Here is a 22,977-nt window from a genome sequence, read left to right as displayed (position 1 = left end):
GGGCCTCGGTGCGGGTGGTCGCTGTGCGGTTGTCGTGCGGGTCAGAACTGCAGGTCGGGGAAGATCTGCTCGGCCGTCTCGGAGTACGCGGACTCCTGCTCGGCCAGGTAGGCCTCCCAGGCCGCCCTGTCCCAGACCTCGACGCGGGTGCCGGCACCGATCACGGCGACGTCCCGGTCGAGACCGGCGTACTCGCGCAGCGGGGCCGGGATGGAGACCCTGCCCTGCTTGTCCGGCACCTCGTCGCTCGCCCCCGACAGGAACACGCGCAGGTAGTCGCGCGCCTGACGGGAGGTCACGGGAGCCTGCCGGACCTGCTCGTACATGCGGGAGAACTCGTCCATCGGCAGAAGGAAGAGGCAACGCTCCTGCCCTCGCGTCATGACGAGCCCGGGTGCGAGGCGGGACCGGAACTTCGCGGGGAGGATCAGCCGGCCCTTCTCGTCGAGCTTCGGGGTGTACGTGCCCAGCAGGAGGCCCGTGCCGACGAACGGCTCGATACCTGCCACGGCCCGCACCTCCCCTCCGCGCTCCCGCACGCTCCACGCTACTCCACAACCCTCCACCCAGCGCGGTGAAACGGTGCCGTGTCCTCCACCTGTCGGGTGAATCACCGACACCGCCGCAGGTCAGCGCGCCCCCGCCCGGGTGGAGGGAGGTGGAGGGCAGACCTCCTGGGACCCGCCCCGCCCGCCGCGCCGCGCGCCGCGGTCCACTACGCTCGAACCACCCCGCCACACGAGCCAGGACACTCGTCCTCGACCGGAGGTCGCCGTGCACCCCGATCCCTCCACCGCCACGCTGACCGACCCCGGTGACGGCGCGGCCCACGACCCGCAGCACGGCCTGCCCGCCCTGCGCGCGGGCCTGGACGAGCTGGTGGAGGTCACCGGCCGGGTGCGTGCCGCGCTCGCGTCCGTGGTGACGGGGCGCCCGGCCCTCGCCGACCTCACCGTCGCCGTGCTCCTGGCCGGCGGGCACCTGCTGGTGGAGGACGTGCCCGGTGTGGGCAAGACGACGCTGGCCAAGGCGCTCGCGCGGTCCATCGACTGCCGGGTGGGCCGGATCCAGTTCACGCCGGACCTGCTGCCGAGCGACCTGACGGGCGTCAACGTCTTCAGGTCGGCCACCGACGAGTTCGAGTTCCGGCCGGGGCCCGTGTTCAACAACATCGTGATCGGCGACGAGATCAACCGCGCCTCCCCCAAGACGCAGTCGGCGCTCCTGGAGTGCATGGAGGAGGGGCAGACCACCGTCGACGGGACCACCCACCTGCTGCCGCGGCCCTTCCTGGTGGTCGCCACGCAGAACCCGGTCGAGATGGAGGGGACGTACCCGCTGCCCGAGGCGCAGCGCGACCGGTTCATGGCCCGGCTGACCGTCGGCTACCCGGACGCCGAGGCGGAGATGCTGATGCTCGACCGCCAGGAGGCGGTCTCCCCCCTGGCCCACCTCCAGCCGGTCACCACGGGTGCCACCGTGCTGCGCCTGGCCGACCTCGTCCGCCACGTGCACGCCTCGCGCGCGGTGAAGCAGTACGTGCTGGACCTGGTCGGCGCCACGCGCGGGCACCCTGCCCTGCGGCTGGGCGCCTCCCCGCGCGCCTCGCTGCAGCTGTTGAAGGCCGCCAAGGCGCTGGCCGCGTCGTCGGGCCGCGACCACGTGCTGCCCGACGACGTCCAGGCGCTGGCGGTGCCCGTCGTCGCCCACCGCCTGGTGCTGACCACCGAGTCCCGCCTGGGCGGGACGACGGGCGAGGACGTGGTGGACGAGATCCTCCGGCGGACGCCGGTGCCGGCGTCCACGACCGGCGGGTACTGACGGTGCGGGACGCGCTGCGCCGCGTCGCGCGGGTGCGTCCCACGCGGCGCGGGCTCGTCCTGGTCGTCGCGGGCGGCGTCATCCTGGCGCTCGGGATCTTGCTCGGCCTGCACGACGTGGTCGCGCTGGGCTCGGCGGCGCTGGGCGTCGTCGTCGTCTCGTGGCTCACGCTCGGCCTGCAGCGGCTCGAGCAGGGGCGCGGCGCCCTCTCCGTGGCCCGGCGCGTCCGCCCGAGCCCCGTGGTCCGCGGACAGCAGGCGCACACAGAGCTGGTCGTCTCGGCCGCCCGGCCGACCGCAGCCGCCTACGAGCGGCTGGCCCGCCTGCGCCTGTCGGAGCAGGCGGCGCACGAGCTCGCGGGCCGCGAGGGCGTGCGCGCACGCGTCCAGGCGCACCCCGACCGCATCCAGGTGCGCTACGCCGTCCACCCGTCGCGGCGCGGGCGCTGGCCGCTCGGACCGCTGCTGACCACCCGCTCGGACACTTTCGGCCTCGTGCGCACCACCCAGCCCCTGGGCGCCCCCACCACCGTCACCGTCTGGCCGCGCACCGACGAGCTGCCGGTGCGCGCGGGCCTGCTCGGCGACGTCGAGATGGCCTCCACGGGCGCCCGGATCACCTCGCCGGACGACTCCGTGCTGCGCGAGTACGTCATGGGCGACGACCTGCGCCGCGTCCACTGGCCCTCGGCCGCCCGCACCGGTCATCTCATGGTGCGCACCGACGAGGCCGCCGGGGTGCGCCCCGTCACCGTGCTGCTCGACCGGGCGCTGCTCCCCGCCCCGGGCGAGGCCCGCTCCGTGGCGACGACCACCGACGCCGACACCACCGGGGAGTGGGCGGTGGAGCACGCCGCCTCCCTGGCCTGCTCCTTCCTCGACGCCGGGCACCCCGTCCGGATCGTGCCCACCGACGACGAGCCGTTCGCCGACGGCGGCAGGTTCGTCACCGGCCCGCGCACCGGCCGCGGCGCCCTGCTCGACTCCACCGTGGAGCTGCACGGAGCCCGCACGGCGCCCGACGCCGAGCGCACCCTGGCCGCCACCGCCCGCGCGCTGCGCGTCTCACGCACGGCCGGGGAGATCGTCGTCGCGATCGTGCCCCCGCTCGGCGCCGGCACCACCCGCGAGCTGGCCGTGCTCGCCGGCGAGGCCGGCGCGTGCTGGGCCCTCGTCGTCTCCGCGGACGCCGCCAGCGCCGAGGAGACGGTCGCCGCGCTGCGCGCCGCCGGCTGGCGGACCGCGACCGCGAGCCCCGGCGTCCCCCACGCCCGCGCCTGGTCCCTCCTCGCGGAGCGCACGCCGTGATCCCCGCCACGACCTCCCCCACGCTCCGCGCGGCCGTCTCCACCGGCCTCGTGACCCTGGCCGTGCTCGCCTCCGCGCTCGGCCTGACCCGGGTCGTCCTGCCCGGCCCCTGGACCGGGGCCGCGGTCGCCGGCATCCTGCTCGTCGGCGCTGCGAGCGCCACCACCAGGGCGGTGATCGGACGCCGCCGTGCACGCCGCACCGCGGCCGGCAGCACGTCCGGACGACGCCACGGGGCTGCCGACGACGGCGGGCTCGGGTCCGTCGTCCCCACCCTGGTCGCCATCGCCGTCGCCGCATGGTTCCTCCTCGCCCGGTTCGGCGGACCGGGGAGCGGGGCGCAGTGGCTCGTGGCGCCGGGCTCCGTGTCCCGCCTGACCGCACGGCTCGGCGAGGCGGGCAGCACGGTGCGCGACGAGATCGCGCCCGTCGTCGGCACCCACTCCATGGGCCTGGTGTGCGTGGGCGGCGCCCTCGTCGTGCTGGTCGTGGCGGACGCCCTCGCCGCGGGCCTGCGCCACCCGCTGCTCGCCGCGGTGCCCGTGCTCGTGCTGTGGGCCCCACCGCTGGTCCTCGCGGGCGAGGTCCCCTGGGCCACCTTCGCCGTGACCGTCGTCGCGCTCCTCCTCGGCCTGACCCTCGAGCCGCCCGGGACCCGCCGCCGGCCGGGCGGGCGCCTCGACGCCCACGTGCGGCGCGCCGAACGGCACCGTGCCGCGGCGACCACCGCCACCGCGGCCGCGGTCACCGCTGGCGCGCTCGTCGTCGGCACCGCGGCCACCGGCCTGCCCGCCGTCCAGGGCTCGTGGACCGACGTCTTCACCACGTCGAGCCGCACCGTGCGCCTGGCCGACGACCTCGACATGTACCGCAGCCTCACGGCACGGTCCGGAGAGGTCGTGCTGCGGTACACCACCTCCACCCAGCAGGACGTCGGCCCGCTGCGGGTGCTCACGCTCTCCGGTTTCGACGGCCGCTCCTGGGGCCGCGGCCCCGCACGCGAGGGCGACGGCTTCGCAGCCGACCAGGTGCTCTTCCCCGACGACGCCCCGCTCACCGGCGAGACCACCCGTCTCGACGTCACCGTGGGCAGCATGCGGGAGCCGTACCTGCCCCTGTCGCTCGACCCCCGCACCGTCGAGACGCAGGACGGGTGGCGCTACGACCCCGCCCGTGACGAGATCGTGGGCGGCCCCGTCACCCAGGAGGGCGACACCTACTCCCTCGCCGTCCACGAGCGTGCGCTCTCCGCCGAGGCGCTCCGCGGCTCCCCCACCCCCACGGGCACGCTCGACGCCGTCTTCCTCGAGGTGCCCGACACCGCTTACGCCGCCGAGATCCGTGAGACCGCCGCCCAGATCACCGCCGGGGCCACCGACCCCTACGACCAGGCCGTGGCCCTGCAGAGCTACCTGCGCGACACCACCGAGTTCACCTACGACGTCAACGTGCCCCGGGGCAGCACCGGCGACGCCGTCTACGACTTCCTCCAGCACCGCACGGGCTACTGCGTCCAGTTCGCGACGGCGATGGTGGTCATGTCCCGCACCCTCGGGATCCCCGCCCGCCTCGGCGTCGGCTACCTGCCCGGACGCTCCGGCGCCGACGGGCAGTGGCAGGTCACCGGTCAGGACTCCCACGCCTGGCCCGAGCTGTACTTCCCCGGCTCCGGATGGGTCCGGTTCGAGCCCACCCCCGCCGTGCAGACCGGCGCCGCGCCGCCGTACACGACCGCCCCGGCGACGACGCCCGGCGCGCAGCCGACCCCCGACGCCGAGGAGCGGGAGGCTCAGCAGCCCACGGCCGCCGCGTCACCGACCGCACCGGCCCCGTCGCCGACCGCGGCCCCGCCCACCGCGCAGGCGCCCGCCGGGTCCGCCGGGTCCTGGGTCCCCGCGGCTGCGCTCAGCGCGCTGCTCCTCGCCGCCGCGGGCCTCCTGCTGTGGCGTCGACGGCGCCGGGCCCACGCCGCACCGCCCGACGCCGAGCACGCCTGGCAGCGTGTCGTGGCCGCGCTGGCCGCCCGAGGCGTCGTCCTGCCCGCCGCGGTCACCCCTCGCCGAGCGCCCGGCGAGATCGGCTCGGCCCTCTCGAGCCGGTACGGCCGAACGCTGGATCCCGACGCCACGACCGCGCTCGTACGGCTCGCGGAGGCCGTCGAGGCCCAGCGGTACGCCGCCGACGCCCCGTTCCCGGAGCCAGAAGAGCTGGCGAGCCTCGTCACAGCGGCCACGGCAGGGATCCACGCGGTCGCGAGCTCCCGCGGCGTCACCGGCAGGGACAGCGACGACGGTGCGGACGGTGACAGCACTGGTGGCACCGGCAGCACTGGGGACGCTGGTGGCACCGGCCGGTCCCGGCCCGCACCGGCTGGCGTCTGAGGCGACGGACCGCGAGAGAAACGTCGCGAGAGAAAGAGAGAGGCGAGGCGCCGCACGGAGCAGTGCCCGAGCGGTGCCTCGCCGTGACGAAGCCGTGAGCCGTGGCCCAGCGGTAGAAGAGGTGACCGAGGCCGGGGGTCAGCGACCCTGGTCGCGGCGGCGCTCCCAGCGCTCCTCGAGGCGGGCCAGGAACCCGTCGTTGCGGTTCTGGCCACCACGCGGAGCGCGCTTGTCACCACCGGCCGGAGGCCGCGGGCCGACGGTGCCGTCCTCACGGACCACTCCCTCGGGGCCCTGGCGGCGGGGCGCGAACGCGAAGGCCCACGCTACGGCGGCGAACATCACGACGAAGCCGACGACGCCCACGACGGCGTTGGTGGTCACGGCTCCCAGCACCAGCACCAGGAGGCCCACGACCAGACCGATGCCCGCGACGACGTAGCGCGCGACGGGACGGCGGCCGGTCGACTGGAGCGTGTTCGCCAGCCGGGGATCGTCGCTCGTCAGCGCGCGCTCCATCTGCTCCAGCACGCGCTGCTCGTACTCGGACAGAGGCATCGGGACCCCCGGATCGTCGGGTGGAGTTCTTCCGTGCACCAGGATATGCCCCTCGCGGGGTGCTCGGTAGTCGTGACGTCTGTGACGCTTCACGGAGCACCCACGGACGGGTCAACCGGCAGGTGCGTGCCGGGGTGCCTCGAGACGTCCTTCCTGGTCCCGCGCGTCACCGAAGACACCGCCGAACCCGAGGCCGATCGCGGACCTGCCGAACCTCTGCCGCACGGCGTCGAGGGCCAGCTCGGCCTCGCGCTGAGCCGCGGGACGCTCTGCGCTCGCCTCCTCCAGGGTGGGCTGCTCGGCCGTGCCCGCGCGCGCCTGCAGGTTCTCGACCCGGACGCCGACGAGCCGGACGGGCAGACCCTGGAGGTCCACGGCTGCGAGCAGCTCGCGGGCCACGCGGTAGATCTCCCGCGCGACGTCGGTGGAGCCGTCGAGGGTGCGGGAGCGCGTCAGGGTGCGGAAGTCGTTGGTGCGCACCTTGAGGGCCACGGTGCGCCCCACCAGCCCTTGCCCGCGCAGCCGCGCAGCCACCTTGTCGGCCAGCTCGAGCAGGCGGCGCTCGACGACCACCAGGTCACGCTGGTCGACGTCGAAGGTGGTCTCGTTGCCGATGCTCCGCTCCTCGCGGCCGGCGACGACGGGGCGGTGGTCACGGCCCCAGGCGAGGTCGTGCAGGTGCGCACCGGCCACCTGGCCCACCGCAGCCTGCAGCGTGGGCACGTCGGTGTCCGCGAGCTGCGCGACCGTGGTGATGCCCCAGCGGGCGAGCGCCTGCTCCGTCTTCTCCCCCACGCCCCACAGGGCGCCCACGGGCAGCGTGCGCAGGAACGGCACGCTGGCAGCGTCCGGCACGAGCAGCATGCCGTCAGGCTTGGCGTGGGTGGAGGCCAGCTTCGCGAGGAACTTGTTGCGGGCGATGCCGACCGAGCAGGTGACACCGTGAGCCTGCTGGACCCGCTCGCGCAGGCGCGCACCGATGACGGTGGGCGGACCGAGGCGGCGGCGGGCGCCGGAGACGTCGAGGAACGCCTCGTCGATGCTGACCTGCTCCACGATCGCGGTGATCTCGCCGATCATCCCCATGATCGACCGCGAGACCTCCTGGTACAGCCGGTGGTCAGGCGGCACGACGACGGCCTGCGGGCACAGCCGCAGGGCCGCCGTCATGGACATCGCCGAGCGGACGCCGAACGCGCGCGCCTCGTACGTCGCCGCGAGGACCACGCCCCGCTCGCGACCGCCGACGATGACGGGCAGCCCCTTCAGCTCCGGCCGGCGGGCCAGCTCGCACGAGGCGAAGAACGCGTCCATGTCCACGTGCATCACCGAGGTGCCCGACTCGTCCGACCCCCAGTCGCGCCGCGCGTCGGCCGACCGTGGCGCCCGGCTCACGACGCCGCCGAGGTGAGCCTCAGCGGGCGCGAGAACCCGGCGTCGGGATCGACGAGGATCGCCACCTCGTCGCGGAAGTCCTCCGCGCACGCGACGAGCTCGTCGGCGCGCGCGGCCTCCACCTCTTCGCCGTGACCGGCGTCGACCGCCGCCCTCAGCCGCGCCCCCGAGGCGAAGTACACCGACCAGGTCGCCAGGTCCGGCTCCACGCGGGACAGCATCTCCCAGACGGTGCGGGCGCCCGAGCGCGGTCCGGGCCTGCCCCGCAGGGCGACCACGGCGGCAGCGGCGCGCAGCGCTGCCAGGTGCCCGTGGACGAAGCGGTCTGCCGGGTCGCCGGCCCCGGCAGCCTGTGCCAGCTCGGCGTCCGCCAGGGCGAGCAGCCGCGCGACCTCTGCGGGCACGACGCGTGGGCCGGCGGACACCTCGCGCTCGGCGGCCCGCACCGCGGGCGTCCCGGGCGTGGGGACTGCCGTGCCGTGCGTCGCCCGCCGGCGTGCCGTGTGCTTGAGGGTCATCGCGCACCTCCCGTCGTGGTGGGGCCCGCGCGGGCCCGCACCCAGTCTCGAACACGTGTTCGAGACTGTCAATCGCCTGTCACGCCCCGGCCGGCCCTACCGCACGGGCACGGGACACTGGTTCCCATGGCCCGCCGCAGCGCACGCCCTCCGAGGCGACTCCCATCCTCCGCCGAGGCACCGACACTGCCCGCGGGCCCCGTGCCCGTCGACACGGGCACCGCCGAGGTCGTCCCCGACCCCGACCACTCGGGGCGGGTGACGCTGCACGTCAACGGCGTGCCGAGCTCGTACCTGGACCTGGGCGACCCCGGGTTCCTGGCGTTCGAGTACATGCAGCAGATGGACGCCGTCGTGGCGGCCACCACCGCGGGGCCGATCCACGCCCTGCACCTGGGGGCGGCCGGCTGCGCCCTGGCCCGCCGCTGGGACGCCGAGCGGCCCGGCTCTCGCCAGCTCGCCGTCGACGTGGACGCCCGCCTCACCCAGCTGGTGCGCGAGTGGTTCGCCCTCCCTCGCGCTCCTCGGCTGCGGCTGCGGGCCGACGACGCCGCCCGGGCGGTGGCGTCGTCCGCCCCCGGCCTGTACGACGTCGTGGTGCGCGACGTGTTCGCCGGCGACTCGACCCCGGAGCACCTCGTCACGCGCGCCGTGGCCGATGACGTGCTGCGCACGCTGCGGCCCGGCGGCCTGTACCTGGTCAACTGCGCCGACCGCCCGCCCCTGGGAAGGGCCCGGGCCGAGCTGGCGACGCTCGCGGCGGCCTTCGGGCCCGGCGCGGCGGGCGAGGGACGCCTCGGGCTGGTCGCGGAGCCCGCCATCCTCAAGGGGCGCCGCTACGGGAACCTGGTCCTGGCGGCCGTGCGCGCCCGTCCCGACGACGAGGACGGCGCTCCCGACCTGCGCTCGCCCGCGCTCGGACGGACCCTGCGGAGCCTGCCCGTCCCGGCGCAGGTGCTCACGGGCGCCGAGCTCGAACGGTTCGTGGGGGCCGCCCGGCCGTTGTAGGCGCACCGGACGGCTCGCCCGGGGACGGGCCCGCCGAGGACGACGCCGCAGACGACGAGGGCCGCGACCCGGGGCGTGCCCGGTGTCGCGGCCCTCGCGGTGCCGGTGCGCCCCGTCAGAGCGGGACGACCTGCTCGGCCTGCGGGCCCTTGGGGCCCTGCGTGATCTCGAACTCGACCCGCTGAGCCTCCTCGAGGCTGCGGTAGCCGTTCGTCTGGATGGCGGAGTAGTGGACGAAGACGTCCGCACCGCCCCCGTCCTGGGCGATGAAGCCGTAGCCCTTCTCCGCGTTGAACCACTTCACAGATCCCTGCGCCATGCTGATCCTTCGACCTTCTCTCCAGCCTACGGGCGACCGGCTGGTACTCCCGTACGCTGGAGTGTGGCACGTCACACCGGCGCGGTCACTGCCCAGCAGGGCCCTCCGGGCGCATCTGTCGCATACCCGCAACCGGGGCGGAGAACCGCCGTCGTCAGCGGCCGCCGGGCCTCGTCATCCCTCGTCGTCGTGCTGGGCGAGGAACCTCTCGAACTCCGCGGCGAGCTCGTCCGCCGTCGGGATGGGGGCGGCCTCGGCCAGCAGGCTGGGCCGGCCCGTCGTGCGGGCGAACCGGTCGTACTGCTCCTCGAGCGCCTGCACCACCGCGCGGACCTCCCCCGACTCGCGCACCTGCTTCTCCACCTCGAGCGTCGCGTCCGCCGCCGCGGGGGCCAGGCGGCCGGTCAGCAGGTCGAGCCCCGTGGCACGCTCTACCTGCTGGAGCGCCACCACGGCGGCGGGCGCGTAGCGCGACTGCGCGAGATAGTGCGGCACGTGCACCACGAACCCGAGCGCGTCGTGCCCCGCCTCGCCCAGGCGGTACTCCAGCAGGGCGGCCATCGAGCCGGGCACCTTCACGGTGCCGAAGAACGACGTGTAGTCCTCCGTGAGGCCGTCGCGCGTGCCGTGCGCCGTCAGCGTCAGCGGGCGGGTGTGCGGCACCCCCATCGGCACGCCGTGGAAGCCCACCGTCAACGAGACGCCGAAGCGCTCGACCAGGCCCCTGACGGCGGCGATCACGCGCTCCCACTGCAGGTCCGGCTCGGCCCCGTGCAGCAGCAGGAAGGGGGCGCCCTCGCCGTCGCGGACCAGGTCGAGCGCCAGGAAGGGCTCCTCGTACGCGGTCCAGCGGTCGGTGTCGAACGTCATCAGGGCGCGCTTGGAGCGGTAGTCCAGCAGCTGGTCGACGTCGAACGTGGCGAGCCTGGTGGACTCCAGCTCGTCGACCAGGTGCGTGGCGGCGATCTCGCCGGTCGCCCCGGCGTCCACGAAGCCGCGCAGCGCGTGCAGCATCACGGGGCCTGAGCGGCGCCCGTCCTCGGGCGCGTCCTCGTCCTGCGACCGCCCCACGGCGCCGAGCGTCGCAGCCACGGCCTCCTCGTCGACCGTCACGATGCTCTGCGGGTCCAGCACGTCCACTCCCTCCTGACACCGGCCTCCGCCGCCGTCGTCGAGCGACAACCTCACCAGGGCGAAGATCCTTCCCGGCAGACCTTCGCGCGGCGTTCGCCGACGGCGGAGCGCTACCGGGGCGGGAGCCGGACCACGGAGACGAAGAAGTCGTCGATCTTGCGCACCACCTCGATGAAGCGGTCGAAGTCGACCGGCTTGGTGACGTACGCGTTGGCGTGCAGGGCGTAGGAGGCGACGACGTCGTCGTCGGCGTCCGACGTGGTGAGCACCACGACAGGGATCCTTGCCAGCGCCGGGTCGCCCTTCACCGCTGCCAGCACCTCCCGGCCGCCCATCCGGGGCAGGTTCAGGTCGAGCAGCACCAGGTCGGGCGTGGGCGCCCCGGCGTGGTCACCTTCCTTGCGGAGGAACTCCAGGGCGGCGACGCCGTCCGGCACCACGAAGAGCCGGTCGGCCACGCCGTGGTCGGCGAACGCCTCACGCGTCATGAGCACGTCGCCCGGGTCGTCCTCGACCAGCAGCACCTGCACGACCTCGCGGCCGTCGACCCACCCCGTCACGGCATCCTCCCCGGACCCGGCACCCCGCGGGCGTCGCCGCAGGTCAGGCCTCCCCGCCACAGTAGCCCACACCCCGCTCAGCAGCCTGGCGGCGGGCCCTCCTACGAGCCCTTCTGCGGACCCTCCTGCGGGCCCTGCTGCGGGCCCTGCTGCGGGCCCTGGGCCGCATCCTGCGGCGGCGCCACGCTGACCGCCCGCGGCAGCGTCCACGCCACGGTGGTGCCGCCGTCGGGGGCGGGCTCGATCCACACCCTGCCGGAGTGGTACTCGACGATCCGCTGGACCAGCGCCAGGCCGATCCCGGTGCCCGCGTAGACCTCCTTGGCGTGGAGGCGCTGGAAGATGACGAAGACCCGCTCGGCGTACCGGGGGTCGATCCCGATGCCGTTGTCGGTGCAGGACAGCTGCCACGCCGTGCCCGTGTCCTCCACGCCCACGTGCACCCTCGGCGGCACGTCCGGCCGGCGGAACTTCACCGCGTTGCTCAGCACGTTGGTCAGCACCAGGCGCAGCAGCGTCGGGTCGCCCAGCACCACCGGCAGCGGGTCGTGGGTGATCTCCGCCCCGGTGGCGCGCAGGCTCTCCCCCAGCTCCGCCAGCGCGTCGGCGAAGACCTGCTCGAGGTCGACCTCGACCGCCTGCACGTCGACCCGGCCCACGCGCGAGAACATCAGCAGGTCCTGGATGAGCCGCTGCATGCGTCTGGCGCCGTCGACCGCGAAGTCGATGTACTGGTCGGCGCGCGCGTCGAGCCGGCCCGAGTACCGCTTGGCGAGCAGCTGGGTGAAGCTGGCGACCTTGCGCAACGGCTCCTGCAGGTCGTGGGAGGCGACGTAGGCGAACTGCTCGAGGTCGCGGTTGGACCGCGCCAGCTCGGCCGCCTGCTGCCGCAGGAGCTCGTGCGCGCGCTCGGTCTCGGCGTGAGAGGCGCGCAGCTGCTCGACCTGGCAGGCCAGCTCGGCCCGCATGTGCTCGACGTCGGCCGCGAGCGCCGCGACCTCCCCGGAGCCGACCGGGGGGATCTCGTGGTCGAGCTGCCCGTCCGCGGCGGCCCGGGAGGCGGCGGCGAGCGCGCCCAGGGGGCGGATGATCTCACGCTCGAGCGACTTCCAGACGAGCAGGCTCAGTCCCACCGAGCCGACCGTGAGCAGGATCAGCGCGGCCAGGATCAGGCGTTCCCAGGCGCGCGCCTGGGCGTAGAGCTGCTCCTGGTCGGGGGCGCCGCTGCCCGCCACGAGCGTGTCGAGGACGACGTCGGTGCGGGCGAGGGCGACGAGAGCGACGGCGAGGATGACCACCAGAACGACAGTGGCCACGACGAGGAGCCTGGCCACCCGTCCGCGCAGGGACGCGCCAGGCCGGGCGGTGCGGGGCTGGGCGGTGCGGGCCCCGACGGGCCTGCTCACCTCGCCCACTCGACGGAGTCGGCGAGGGTGGACGACCGGGTGCCGAGGATGTCGGGGCGGCCGGTCCAGCCGACCATGAGGAGCGCGGCGTCGTCGGACAGGGGGCCGCCGTGCAGCTCGCGCACACGCCGCAGCACGCGCGAGACGATGTCCGGGAACTCCCCCTCGAGCTCCTCGCGCAGGACCCGCAGCAGGCCGGGCACGCCGAGCCGCGGCACGCCGCGCGACGGCGGAGTGCCGGCTGCCTCGGGCGCCACCTCGGCCTCGACGAGGCCGTCGGTGTAGAGGACGACGGAGAAGGGACCGGAGAGCTCGACGCGCTGGGCGTGCCACTCCCCGCCCACGGGGATGCCGAGGGCCCGTCCGCGGGCCGTCGGCTCGAGGACGGTGCAGGCGACGTCGCCCACATGGCCGGTCAGCAGGAGCGGAGCCGGGTGCCCGGCGAGGTACACCTCGGCCCAGCTGCGGTCGGCGGCGACCACCACCTGGCACAGGGTCACGAAGATCTCGGGGCCGGCGCGCTCGGTGAGCAGGACGCGCTCGAGCAGCGGCAGGACGTCGTCGGGAGACGTGTCCGTCACGACCAGCGTGCGCCATGCGGTGCGCAGGGTGGCGCCGAGCGCCGCCTCGTCGGGGCCGTGGCCCGCGACGTCGCCGACCACGGACAGGATGGTGCCGTCGGCCCGCTGCACGGTGTCGAAGAAGTCGCCGCCGAGGAGCCCGTCGCGCCCGGGCAGGTAGCCGACCATGACCGAGACGTGCTCGTCGGCCACGACCGGCTTGGGCAGCAGCGCGCGCTCCAGCCGGGAGGTCTCCTCGGCGCGGATCTCGCTGCGGAACAGAGCGCGCTGCTGTGCGGCGGCCTCGCGCCGCTGCAGGGCGTAGCGCAGCGAGCGGGCCAGGAGGCTGGGGTCGGTCTCGCCCTTGACGAGGTAGTCGTCGGCACCGGCGGCCACGGCACGCACGCCCTGGTCGGTGCCCGTGTGCCCCGTCAGCACGACAAGTGCCGGGGGGTCGGGGCTGGTCGCGCCCTGCGACCGCAGACGCTCCACGGCGGTGAGCCCGACGGCGTCGGGCAGCCCGAGGTCCACCAGCAGGCAGTCGACGTCGCCCCGCCCGAGCTCGGCGACGGCCTCCTCGACCGACCGGGACCGGCGCAGCTCCACGACGACCGCGGCGTCCTCGAGCAGCTCCGTGACGAGCAGGGCGTCACCGTCGTCGTCCTCCACCAGGAGGACGACGGGCCCGCTCCCGCTCGCCGGACCCGCCACCGTCACCGCGCGACCCCGTCTCCCATGCACGGATGGTAAACCGACCTCCTGCGATGTGGCGGGCACCACACGCGGGCGGCTCAGGGCGCGGGACGCTCCCGCCGCCCCCTCCGCACTCCCCTGCCCTCCCCCGTCTCCGACCGCGCACGGCTGGCGCAGCGGGTCCGGTCCGCCGGCACAGACCGGTGCACCCGGCGCCTGCGGGAGTCGGCCATAATGGACGGCCGACCCCGGAAGGGGTACGCACGAGCGTGGGAGGTCCGGTGGCGGGCAGGCAGGACGAGCTGGCGCACGAGCAGGCCGTCGTGGACGTGCTCTACACGCGTCTGGACGAGCTGCGCGCCCGCGCGCGCGGGCGCCTGCGCGAGGTGCGGCGCGAGGGCCCCTCCGGCTCGCCGCAGAACCGCTCCGAGCGCGACGCCTTCGCCACCCTGTACGAGGACCGCGCCGCCCAGCTCGACGCCGTCGAGGACCGGCTCGCCTTCGGCCGGCTGGACCTCGACGACGGCACGGCGCGGTACGTCGGCCGCATCGGCCTGACCGACGACGAGCAGCGCTCCCTGCTGACCGACTGGCGGGCCCCGGCCGCCGAGGCGTTCTACCGGGCGACGGCCCTGCAGCCGGCCGGCGTGCGCCGCCGTCGCCACCTGGTGACCGCCGCACGGCGGGTCACGGGCCTCGAGGACGAGCTGCTGGACCTCGACCACGTGGACGCCGACACCCAGAACCTCTCGGGCGAGGGCGCGCTGCTCGCGGCGCTCGCCTCGCGCCGCACCGGCCGCATGACGGACATCGTCGCGACGATCCAGGCCGAGCAGGACCGCATCATCCGGTCCGACCTGGCTGGTGCGCTGGTGGTCCAGGGCGGCCCCGGCACCGGCAAGACGGCCGTGGCGCTGCACCGGGCGGCATACCTGCTCTACGCGCACCGCCGGCTCCTCGAACGCTCGGGCGTGCTCCTCGTGGGTCCCTCCCGCTCCTTCCTGCGGTACATCGACCAGGTGCTGCCCTCGCTCGGCGAGACGGGCGTGGTGTCCACGACCGTGGGTGAGCTCCTGCCCGGGATCAGCGCCACCGCCGTCGACGACGGCCCCGTCGCCGAGATCAAGGGCCGGCTGCTGTGGGGCGAGGCCATCCGGCGGGCGGTGCGAGCCCGCGAGCGCGTGCCCGAGCGGGACGTGCGTTTTCGCCTCGACGGCCACCAGCTCGTCATCCGCCGCCGCGACGTCCGCGACGCCATCGCCCGCGCCCGCCGCGGCCACAAGCCGCACAACGAGGCGCGGGCCGGGTTCGTCCGTGACATGCTCGCGCGCCTGGCCGACCAGTACCGCACGCTCGACGGCGGCGACCTCACCCCCGAGGACCGCGCGATCGTCCTCGAGGACCTGCGGTCCACCCGTGAGGTGCGTGTCGCGCTCAACCTCGCCTGGTTCCCCATCACGCCCGAGCGGCTGGTGGCCGACCTGTTCGCCAAGCCGCACCGGCTGGCCGAGGCCGCTCCGAGCCTGAGCGCCGCCGAGCGCGACCTGCTGCGCCGCGAGCCCGGGGCACCCTGGACCGAGTCGGACGTGCCGCTGCTGGACGAGGCCGCCGAGCTGCTGGGCGACGACGACGCCCTCGCTCGCGCCGAGGCGAGCGCCCGGGCCGCTGAGCGGGCCGAGGCCCTCGAGTACGCCCGCAGCGTCCTCGCCTCGGGTGCCGCGGCGTCGTCGATGATCCAGGTCGACGCCGAGACCTTGGCCGAGCGGTTCGCCACCACCGGACCGCGCATGACCACCGCCGAGCGCGCGGCGGCCGACCGCACCTGGACGTACGGCCACGTCGTGGTCGACGAGGCGCAGGAGCTGTCCCCCATGGCGTGGCGGATGCTCGTGCGACGCGTGCCGACCCGGTCGATGACCGTGGTCGGCGACGTCGCCCAGACGTCCTCGCAGGCCGGTGCCCGCTCGTGGTCCAGCGCCCTGACCCCCGTGCTGCGCGACGGCTGGCGCCTGGAAGAGCTGACCGTCAGCTACCGCACGCCCGCCGAGGTCGCGGACACCGCGCAGCGGATGGCGAAGGCCGCCGGGCTGCCTGTCTCGCCCCTGACCGCCGCTCGTGAGGTGCCCGGTGCGCTCGAGCTGCACCCGGTGGACGCGCAGGGCGCCGCGGCGCGCCTGCACGAGGCCGTCGTGGACCAGGTGGCGCGCCTGGCCGCAGAGTTCGTGGGGCACGACGGCGCCGGCCGGGTCGCCGTGGTCGTGGCGGAGGCAGGCCGCGGCCCCGTCCGCGACGCCGTCGAGGCGGCGCTCCCCCGCGCCCTGGGCGCCGACGAGGCGGCACGGGTCCTGGCGCAGAAGCCCGAGGACCGGCAGGTCACGGTGCTCTCGCCGCGCGAGACCAAGGGCCTGGAGTTCGACGCTGTCGTGCTGGTCGAGCCCGCCGACGTCGCGGCCGGGGCCGGCGGTCCCGCCGACCTGTACGTCGCCATGACACGCCCGACCCAGCGGCTCGTGGTGCTCCACGAGAGGGCGCTGCCCGACGGCTTCGAGGGCTGACGCTCGTCCCCGCACGGACCAGCGACCCGGAGCGGTCCCCCGGGTACGTGTGCGGGGCGCGCCGCTCCCGACGCCCCCAGGGTCCAGCAGGGAGCTCGGGGCGCGGCCGTGAGACCGGTTTGTCTGCCGGGCACGGCAGGGCGCACCATGTGGTCGTGCTGCGCGCCCTCCTCCTCGAGAACGTCCACCCCGTCGCCGCCGAGATCCTGCGTACCGCGGGCTTCGAGGTCGAGACCCGCTCCGGAGCGCTCGACGAGGCGGAGCTGATCGCCGCCCTCGACGGCGTCCAGTACCTGGGCATCCGGTCCAAGACGACGGTGACCCGTACCGTGCTCGAGTCCGTGCCGGGCCTGCAGGCCGTGGGCACGTTCTCCATCGGCACCAACCAGATCGACCTCGCGGCCGCCGCCTCGCACGGGGTCGCCGTGTTCAACGCCCCCTACTCGAACACCCGCTCGGTGGTCGAGCTCGCCCTGGCCGAGATCATCGCGCTGACCCGCCGGCTCACCGTGCGCGACAAGGCCCTGCACGACGGCGTCTGGGACAAGACCGCCGACGGCGCGCACGAGGTCCGGGGCCGTACGCTCGGCATCATCGGCTACGGGAACATCGGCTCCCAGCTGTCCGTCCTGGCCGAGAACCTCGGCATGCGCGTGGTGTTCTACGACGTCTCGGAGAAGCTCGCCCTCGGCAACGCCCGCCGGGTGGGCACGCTCGACGAGCTCCTCGAGCAGGCGGACGCCGTCACGATCCACGTGGACGGCCGCCCCGGCAACGCCGGCCTGTTCGGTGCCGACCTCTTCGCCCGGATGAAGCCCGGCGCGATCTTCCTCAACCTCTCGCGCGGCTTCGTCGTGGACGTGGAGGCTCTGCGTGCCGGCATCGAGTCCGGCCGCATCGCCGGTGCCGCCGTGGACGTGTTCCCCGAGGAGCCCAAGAAGCGCGGCGACACGTTCGAGTCACCGCTGCGCGGCCTGCCCAACGTCATCCTGACCCCTCACGTGGGTGGCTCCACCGAGGAAGCCCAGGAGGCCATCGGCCAGTTCGTGGCCGGCAAGCTGCGTGACTACGCCCGCACCGGTTCGACCATGCTCAGCGTGAACCTGCCCAACCTCCAGCTCGAGCCGACGGGCGTGGGGCGCATCATGCTGCTGCACCGCAACGTGCCGGGCGTCCTGGCCCAGATCAACCAGGTCTTCGCCGAGCACGGCGCCAACATCGAGGGGCAGATGCTGGCCACGCGCGGCGACATCGGGTATGTGGTCACGGACATCTCTGACGTGACGCAGCGAGGCGCGTCGGCCAAGCTGCAGGCGATGGACGCCACGGTGCGCCTGCGTATCCGTGACGCGTTCGAGCGGCCGGAGTTCCCTCCCGGCCCCGCCGCGGGCCGCTAGCCCGGCGCCCGCTCCGCCGGACGGCCGACGAAGGTGGGTCGTGCTCGGTGCCGGCCCGGCCGGGCTCATTCCGCGGGGCCGGAGCCGTCCGTCGGGTCCTGGCCGCGGTCCTGCTTGGCCTGAGCGCGCTCGGCGTGCTCCGCGCGCAGCGACGTGATGGCTGACTCGAAGTCCTCGAGCGAGTCGAAGGCCTGGTACACGCTGGCGAACCGCAGGTAGGCCACCTCGTCGAGCTCACGCAGCGGGCCGAGGATCGCGAGCCCGATCTCGTAGGCGTCGATCTCGGCGCTGCCCTGCTGCCGGAGCGTCTCCTCGACCTTCTGGGCCAGCAGGGCGAGGTCGTCCTCGCTCACCGGCCGGCCCTGGCACGCCTTGCGCACGCCGGAGACGATCTTGTCGCGGCTGAAGGGCTCCGTCACCCCGGAGCGCTTGACGACAGAGAGGCTCGCGGTCTCGAGCGTCGTGAACCGACGCCCGCAGCTCGGGCACTGACGCCGCCGTCGGATCGACGAGCCGTCGTCGGCGGTGCGGGAGTCGACGACGCGCGAGTCGGGGTGGCGGCAGAACGGGCAGTGCATGGCCGCGAGACTACCCGAGCCCGCCCTCCGGACCAGGGACCCGCCCGAGCGCGGCCACGCTCACTCCACCGGCAGCAGGATCGCCTGGCCCACCCGGAGCTCCGCCGAGCGCAGCTCGTTGATCTCTCGCAGCTCGGCGACGACGTCGCGCACGTCCTGGCCTGCGGCGGCGAGCTGCGTGGCGAAGCCCCACAGCGTCTCCCCCGGTGCCACCGTGTGGACACGCACCTCCAGCGGGCGCTGGGGGTCGCTCGCCGCCGCCTGCGCGCCCATGCCGACGAACGGTGCGACCAGCAGGGTCGCGAGCAGGACGAGCACGACCCGTCCCCTGCGCGTCGGCCGCAGCCCGCCGAGACCCAGGAAACCGGGGTGCTCGTCGCGCGCCGACGCTCGAGCGATCGAGGCCCGCGCCGCCGCGGCGCCCGGCTGGACGAGCGTCAGGTGGCGGTCGGGACGGACGACGGGGGTGACGGTCGTCGCGGCCATGGTGTCCTCCGGCGGTTCTCGGGTACGTGAGGTACGTGGTGCCACCCGCTCGGCGCGGGCTTCGTTCGAACAGGCGTTCGTTCGAACGTGTGTAGCATGCCACGAGCCACCGACAGAAGTCGAGCACCTCTCGAACACGTGTTTGATCACAGGCCCGACCTGGCCTAGGGTGGGCCCTACGACCAGCGCGAACGGTCCCCGGAGCGCCGTGACGGTCGCGGCACGCCACGCCAGGACGACGACGGGAGAGGTCATGACGGGTCGCACGACGAGCCCCGGCGACGACGCCACAGGGCTGGCCACGGTGAGCACGCTCCCCGGCAGCGGTGCCGCGGACCGGCTGACGGCGCGTCAGCACCGGGTGCTGGAGACGATCCGCGCCTCGGTCGAGTCGCGCGGCTACCCACCCACGATGCGGGAGATCGGCGAGGCCGTCGGGCTCGCGAGCCCCTCGTCGGTCAAGCACCAGCTCATGACCCTGGAGCGCAAGGGGTACCTGCGACGCGACCCCAACCGCCCGCGGGCCATGGAGGTCGTGGACCCCGCCGGCGAGGAGCAGGAGGCCTCAGGCGAGGGCAGCGCCCGCCCCCAGACCGAGGAGGCGCCCGCGACGTCGCGGTTCGGCGTGCCGGACACCGACGTGCTCGGCCCGGACGGGGAGCGCGTCTCGGCGCCGTCGTACGTCCCCCTGGTGGGACGCATCGCGGCCGGCGGGCCGATCCTCGCAGAGCAGCTCGTCGAGGACGTCTTCCCCCTCCCCCGCCAGCTCGTGGGCGAGGGCGACCTCTTCCTGCTCAAGGTCCAGGGCGACTCGATGGTGGATGCCGCCATCTGCGACGGCGACTGGGTCGTGGTGCGCCGTCAGCCGGTGGCGGAGAACGGCGAGGTCGTCGCCGCGATGATCGACGGCGAGGCCACGGTGAAGACGTTCAAGCGCGAGCACGGCCACCTGTGGCTGCTGCCGCAGAACCCCGCGTACGCCCCCATCCCCGGGGACGAGGCCCAGGTGCTGGGGCGCGTGGTGGCCGTGCTGCGCTCCCTGTGAGCGCCGGGCTCTGACCCTTCAGAGACCGAACTTCCGCTGCACGGCCCGCATGCTGTCCGCCGAGGCGGTCAGCCCCGCGATCTCCGCCTCGGACATCGGCACGTCGAGCACCTCGGCCACACCGCGCCGGTCCACCAGCGAGGGCACCGACAGGCAGACGTCGCTGATGCCGTGGTAGTCCTGGAGCTTCGAGGACACCGTCAGCACGCGGTGCTCGTCCTTGAGGACGGCCTCGATGATCCGCGTCGCCGCGAGGCCGACCGCGTAGTTGGTCGCCCCCTTGCCCGCGATGATCCGGTAGGCCGAGTCGACCACGTCCCTGGCGATCCGCTCCCGCGCAGCGGCGTCGAGGGGTGGGCGACCCTCCAGCGCGGGCCACTCCAGGAGCGGTACGCCACCGATCGTCGCCGAGCTCCAGAGCGCGATCTCGGAGTCGCCGTGCTCGCCGGCGATGTAGGCGTGCACGTTGCCCACGGCCACCCCGCAGTGCTGGGCGAGCGCGGCACGCAGCCGGGAGGAGTCGAGCACCGTCCCGGACCCGAAGACCCGCTCCGGCGGGAGGCCAGAGATCTTCTGGGCCGCATACGTGACGATGTCGACAGGATTGGTCACCATCATGTAGATCGCGTTCGGCGCGACCTCGAGCAGCCCCGGCAGGATCTTGCGGGTGAGACCGACCGTGGCCTCGGCGAGGTCGAGGCGGGTCTGACCCGGCTGCTGCTTGGCGCCCGCCGTGATGACCACGACGTCGGCGTCGCGGCAGACCTCGACGTCGTCGGACCCGACGATCTCGGCGGGTGGGATGAACATCGCCCCGTGCTGGAGGTCCAGCACCTCCGCCTCGACCTTCTGCCGGTTGACGTCCATGAGCGCCACGGTGCGTGCCGTGCCGCGGGTCAGCGCCGCGTAGGCGAGGGTCGACCCGACGGCGCCGGCTCCCACGATGGCGAGCTTGGTGGTGCTGCGGCGTACGGGTGCGTTCACGGGGAGACCTCCTGGGCTGCGCGCGGCGCGCTGACGTGGCGGCGGCACCGCTCGGCACCACCGCCGCCCAGGCTATCGCCGCTGCTCGCCGGCCGCGCTCAGGGTCCGACGTCGAGCCGCCGCAGCGCCGACCGGACCACGGCGGGGTCGCTCGTCGGCCAGAAGTCAGGCATCGAGCGGGTGAGGAACGTCCCGTACCGGGCCGTCGCGAGCCGCGGGTCGAGCACGGCGACCACGCCCCGGTCGCCGGCCGAGCGCACGAGCCGTCCTGCGCCCTGGGCGAGGAGCAGGGCGGCGTGCGTGGCCGAGACCTGCATGAACCCGTTGCCTCCGGCCTGCTCGACGGCGCGCGCTCTCGCCGCCTTGATGGGATCGTCGGGGCGCGGGAACGGGATGCGGTCGATGAGCACCAGCTGGCAGCTCGGGCCGGGGACGTCCACGCCCTGCCACAGCGACAGCGTGCCGAACAGGCACGTCGCCGGGTCCTCGGCGAACTGACGCACCAGGCTGGGGAGCTGGTCGTCGCCCTGCGCCAGGACCGGCACGTCGAGGCGGTCCCGCATCGCCTCTGCCGCGGCCAGCGCGGCCCGTCGGGAGGAGAACAGGCCGAGGGTGCGCCCGCCCGCGGCCTCGATCAGCTCCGCGATCTCGTCGAGCTGGGCCTCGGTGGTGGGCTCGCGCCCGGGGGCGGGCAGGTGGCGGGCGACGTAGAGGATGCCCTGGCGGGGATAGTCGAACGGGCTCCCCACGTCGAGCCCTCGCCAGTCCGCCGCCTCGGAGTCGGCGTTCCCCGAGGCACCGCTCGGCGTCGCACCGCTCGGCGCCGCGGACGCCGCCGGGGCGCCCCGGCCGAGGCCCAGCGACCCTGCGACGGTGTCGAACCGCCCGCCCAGGGTGAGCGTGGCCGACGTGAACACGCCGGTCGCCTCGGCCAGGAGGCCGGTGCGGATGAGGCCCGCGACGGCGAGCGGTGCCGCGTGCAGACGGGAGACGCCGTCACCCCACGGGGTCGAGGCGTCCGGTCGAGAGCACCACAGCACGTCGGCGCTCGTGTCCTCGGCGGCCATCCGCTCCGCCACCTCGAAGAGCTGCAGCACGGCGGACTGGGCCATCTTGGCGCCGGGGTCGGGCTGGGTGTCCTTGGTCTGCCCCGACTCCGGCTTGACCCGGGTCAGCAGCTCGCGCGCAGCGTCGCGCACGGCGCCCACCGCCGTGCGCAGGTCCTCGGGGAGGCCGAGGGGGAACCGCTCGGCGGGCACCTGCGCCAGCAGGGAGCCGAACGCCTGGGCCGCGGCGTCGAGCTGGGTGGTCTCGGTGCCGGCGTGCCGCCGGGCGAGCCGGGCGGCGTGCTCCACGCTCGTCAGGGAGAGGTCCACCGTGGCCGCGGCGGTGACGCGCTCGGCGAGCTCGTGCGCCTCGTCGACCACCACGACGTCGTGCTCGGGCAGCACGTTGGGGTTTCCGGAGACGGCGATGCCCAGCATCGCGTGGTTGGTGACGACGACGTCGGCCTCCCGCGCAGCCGCGCGGGCCTGCTCCGGGAAGCACTCGGCGAGCATGGGGCACTTCTGGCCGAGGCACTCGAGCGAGGTGACGGACACCTGCCGCCAGGCACGATCGGGCACGCCCGGCACGAGGTCGTCACGGTCGCCGGTGTCCGTCTCCTGCGCCCAGGCGTGCAGACGGCGGACATGGTCCGCGAGCGAGGCGGCGCCGTCCTCGCGGCGGGCTCGACCCTCGGCCGGGTGCTCGGCGGCGTTCTCCCCGGGCAGGTCGAAGAGGGTGGCGTCGTCGACCGGGTAGCCACCGCCCGTCTTGTGCACGCAGAGGTAGTTGTGCCAGCCCTTGAGCAGCGCGATCTTGGGCTGGCGCGGCAGGCGCGGGGCCACGGCCTCGGCCACCAGAGGCAGGTCCCGGGTGATCACCTGGCGCTGGAGGGCGAGGGTGGCCGTCGAGACGACCACGCGCTCGTCGGCCACCACGGCGTGCCGCACCGCCGGCACGAGGTATCCCAGCGACTTCCCCGTGCCCGTGCCCGCCTGGACCAGCAGGTGCCGGCCCGTGGCGACGGCGTCGGCCACCTCCTGAGCCATCCGACGCTGGCCCTCCCGGGGCGATCCGCCCAGCCGACCTACCGCGAGGTCGAGCAGCTCGTCGACCTCGGGCACGTCACCGCCCTGGGCACCGGGCCCACCTGCGGCGGCCGCAGCGCCGTCCGCCCGCAGCTCGGCCGCGCTCATCGCGCGACCGCCCTCGGGCAGCGCGGACGGCG

The 22,977-nt window shown here is 74.8% G+C and carries 20 protein-coding genes; 7 read left to right on the top strand and 13 right to left on the bottom strand.

All coding sequences use genetic code 11. The annotated features are described in order from the left end of the window. Positions 1-41: 41 nt before the first annotated feature. A complete protein-coding gene (gene mraZ / locus DNL40_RS03535) occupies positions 42-509 on the bottom strand; it encodes a division/cell wall cluster transcriptional repressor MraZ (protein WP_111249925.1) in 468 nt (155 codons plus the stop codon). Positions 510-774: 265 nt separating this feature from the next. Here mraZ and DNL40_RS03530 point away from each other — a divergent pair, with 265 nt between their 5' ends. From DNL40_RS03530 to DNL40_RS03520, 3 genes are read left to right on the top strand one after another with little or no spacing between them, the layout of a single operon-like run. After that, on the top strand, positions 775-1,821 hold the full coding sequence (locus tag DNL40_RS03530; protein WP_111249802.1) for an AAA family ATPase: 1,047 nt from the start codon (positions 775-777) through the stop codon (positions 1,819-1,821). A gap of 2 nt (positions 1,822-1,823) precedes the next feature. Further along, entirely contained in the window at positions 1,824-3,128 is a 1,305-nt protein-coding gene (locus DNL40_RS03525; RefSeq protein ID WP_111249801.1) for a DUF58 domain-containing protein, read from the top strand. Continuing rightward, on the top strand, positions 3,125-5,509 hold the full coding sequence (locus tag DNL40_RS03520; protein ID WP_111249800.1) for a transglutaminase TgpA family protein: 2,385 nt from the start codon (positions 3,125-3,127) through the stop codon (positions 5,507-5,509). Before DNL40_RS03525 ends, DNL40_RS03520 begins: the two co-directional genes overlap by 4 nt. 138 nt (positions 5,510-5,647) lie before the next feature. On the opposite strand, the gene DNL40_RS03515 is transcribed toward DNL40_RS03520, so the two are convergent. The 3 genes from DNL40_RS03515 to DNL40_RS03505 all read right to left on the bottom strand — a co-directional run bounded on the left by DNL40_RS03515 (position 5,648) and on the right by DNL40_RS03505 (position 7,980). Continuing rightward, entirely contained in the window at positions 5,648-6,067 is a 420-nt protein-coding gene (locus tag DNL40_RS03515; RefSeq protein ID WP_111249799.1) for a DUF3040 domain-containing protein, read from the bottom strand. A 111-nt stretch (positions 6,068-6,178) separates the two neighbouring features. Continuing rightward, positions 6,179-7,462, bottom strand: coding sequence for a DNA polymerase IV (locus tag DNL40_RS03510; protein ID WP_111249798.1), 1,284 nt, complete (start codon positions 7,460-7,462; stop codon positions 6,179-6,181). Beyond that, a complete protein-coding gene (locus tag DNL40_RS03505; RefSeq protein ID WP_111249797.1) occupies positions 7,459-7,980 on the bottom strand; it encodes an SAV_6107 family HEPN domain-containing protein in 522 nt (173 codons plus the stop codon). The genes DNL40_RS03510 and DNL40_RS03505 overlap by 4 nt, the downstream gene beginning before the upstream one ends. Positions 7,981-8,181: 201 nt before the next feature. Here DNL40_RS03505 and DNL40_RS03500 point away from each other — a divergent pair, with 201 nt between their 5' ends. Further along, positions 8,182-8,988, top strand: a complete 807-nt coding sequence (locus DNL40_RS03500) for a spermidine synthase (RefSeq protein WP_245885602.1) — start codon at positions 8,182-8,184, stop codon at positions 8,986-8,988. Positions 8,989-9,103: 115 nt separating this feature from the next. Here the strand turns inward: DNL40_RS03500 and DNL40_RS03495 are convergent, their stop codons facing one another. The 5 genes from DNL40_RS03495 to DNL40_RS03475 form a co-directional block, all read right to left on the bottom strand. Continuing rightward, entirely contained in the window at positions 9,104-9,307 is a 204-nt protein-coding gene (locus DNL40_RS03495) for a cold-shock protein (protein ID WP_111249795.1), read from the bottom strand. Between the two features lie 174 nt (positions 9,308-9,481). Beyond that, complete coding sequence (locus DNL40_RS03490) at positions 9,482-10,441, bottom strand: PAC2 family protein (RefSeq protein WP_111249924.1); 960 nt, start codon at positions 10,439-10,441, stop codon at positions 9,482-9,484. Positions 10,442-10,551: 110 nt separating this feature from the next. Then, on the bottom strand, positions 10,552-11,001 hold the full coding sequence (locus DNL40_RS03485; protein ID WP_245885601.1) for a response regulator: 450 nt from the start codon (positions 10,999-11,001) through the stop codon (positions 10,552-10,554). Positions 11,002-11,102: 101 nt separating this feature from the next. After that, on the bottom strand, positions 11,103-12,317 hold the full coding sequence (locus DNL40_RS03480) for a sensor histidine kinase (RefSeq protein WP_245885600.1): 1,215 nt from the start codon (positions 12,315-12,317) through the stop codon (positions 11,103-11,105). A gap of 86 nt (positions 12,318-12,403) precedes the next feature. Then, positions 12,404-13,684, bottom strand: a complete 1,281-nt coding sequence (locus DNL40_RS03475) for a PP2C family protein-serine/threonine phosphatase (RefSeq protein WP_245885599.1) — start codon at positions 13,682-13,684, stop codon at positions 12,404-12,406. Positions 13,685-13,941: 257 nt separating this feature from the next. On the opposite strand from DNL40_RS03475, the gene DNL40_RS03470 reads away from it, so the two are divergent. Together DNL40_RS03470 and serA are read left to right on the top strand one after the other, a co-directional pair. Continuing rightward, on the top strand, positions 13,942-16,215 hold the full coding sequence (locus DNL40_RS03470; protein WP_111249794.1) for a HelD family protein: 2,274 nt from the start codon (positions 13,942-13,944) through the stop codon (positions 16,213-16,215). Between the two features lie 155 nt (positions 16,216-16,370). Then, complete coding sequence (serA, locus tag DNL40_RS03465; RefSeq protein ID WP_111249793.1) at positions 16,371-17,612, top strand: phosphoglycerate dehydrogenase; 1,242 nt, start codon at positions 16,371-16,373, stop codon at positions 17,610-17,612. A gap of 65 nt (positions 17,613-17,677) precedes the next feature. On the opposite strand, the gene nrdR is transcribed toward serA, so the two are convergent. Together nrdR and DNL40_RS03455 are read right to left on the bottom strand one after the other, a co-directional pair. Next, on the bottom strand, positions 17,678-18,190 hold the full coding sequence (nrdR, locus tag DNL40_RS03460; RefSeq protein ID WP_111249792.1) for a transcriptional regulator NrdR: 513 nt from the start codon (positions 18,188-18,190) through the stop codon (positions 17,678-17,680). A 60-nt stretch (positions 18,191-18,250) separates the two neighbouring features. Next, a complete protein-coding gene (locus DNL40_RS03455) occupies positions 18,251-18,676 on the bottom strand; it encodes a LysM peptidoglycan-binding domain-containing protein (protein WP_111249791.1) in 426 nt (141 codons plus the stop codon). A gap of 253 nt (positions 18,677-18,929) precedes the next feature. Between DNL40_RS03455 and lexA the strand changes: the two genes are divergently transcribed. Further along, the gene (gene lexA / locus DNL40_RS03450; RefSeq protein ID WP_111249790.1) at positions 18,930-19,721 is read left to right on the top strand and encodes a transcriptional repressor LexA; all 792 of its coding nucleotides are present in this window, start codon (positions 18,930-18,932) and stop codon (positions 19,719-19,721) included. An 18-nt stretch (positions 19,722-19,739) separates the two neighbouring features. Here lexA and DNL40_RS03445 read toward each other — a convergent pair whose 3' ends face one another. Both DNL40_RS03445 and DNL40_RS03440 read right to left on the bottom strand, forming a co-directional pair. Then, the gene (locus DNL40_RS03445; protein ID WP_111249789.1) at positions 19,740-20,705 is read right to left on the bottom strand and encodes an L-lactate dehydrogenase; all 966 of its coding nucleotides are present in this window, start codon (positions 20,703-20,705) and stop codon (positions 19,740-19,742) included. A 98-nt stretch (positions 20,706-20,803) separates the two neighbouring features. Then, positions 20,804-22,945 carry an ATP-dependent DNA helicase gene (locus DNL40_RS03440; protein ID WP_111249788.1) on the bottom strand — a complete coding sequence of 714 codons (2,142 nt, stop codon included), beginning with the start codon at positions 22,943-22,945 and terminating at the stop codon, positions 20,804-20,806. Positions 22,946-22,977 lie beyond the last annotated feature (32 nt).

Source organism: Xylanimonas oleitrophica, from assembly GCF_003244315.1.
In the GTDB taxonomy this organism is placed as follows: Bacteria; Actinomycetota; Actinomycetes; order Actinomycetales; family Cellulomonadaceae; genus Xylanimonas_A; species Xylanimonas_A oleitrophica.
This window is presented reverse-complemented; position numbering and strand designations above follow the sequence as displayed.

What these genes read in the sequence shown, in the direction of transcription:
- DNL40_RS03515 (WP_111249799.1), bottom strand. Translation starts at nt 6,067, where the DNA reads ATGCCTCTGTCCGAGTACGAGCAGCGCGTGCTGGAGCAGATGGAGCGC.
- DNL40_RS03505 (WP_111249797.1), bottom strand. Translation starts at nt 7,980, where the DNA reads ATGACCCTCAAGCACACGGCACGCCGGCGGGCGACGCACGGCACGGCA.
- DNL40_RS03495 (WP_111249795.1), bottom strand. Translation starts at nt 9,307, where the DNA reads ATGGCGCAGGGATCTGTGAAGTGGTTCAACGCGGAGAAGGGCTACGGC.
- nrdR (WP_111249792.1), bottom strand. Translation starts at nt 18,190, where the DNA reads ATGCACTGCCCGTTCTGCCGCCACCCCGACTCGCGCGTCGTCGACTCC.
- DNL40_RS03455 (WP_111249791.1), bottom strand. Translation starts at nt 18,676, where the DNA reads ATGGCCGCGACGACCGTCACCCCCGTCGTCCGTCCCGACCGCCACCTG.
- lexA (WP_111249790.1), top strand. Translation starts at nt 18,930, where the DNA reads ATGACGGGTCGCACGACGAGCCCCGGCGACGACGCCACAGGGCTGGCC.
- DNL40_RS03440 (WP_111249788.1), bottom strand. Translation starts at nt 22,945, where the DNA reads ATGAGCGCGGCCGAGCTGCGGGCGGACGGCGCTGCGGCCGCCGCAGGT.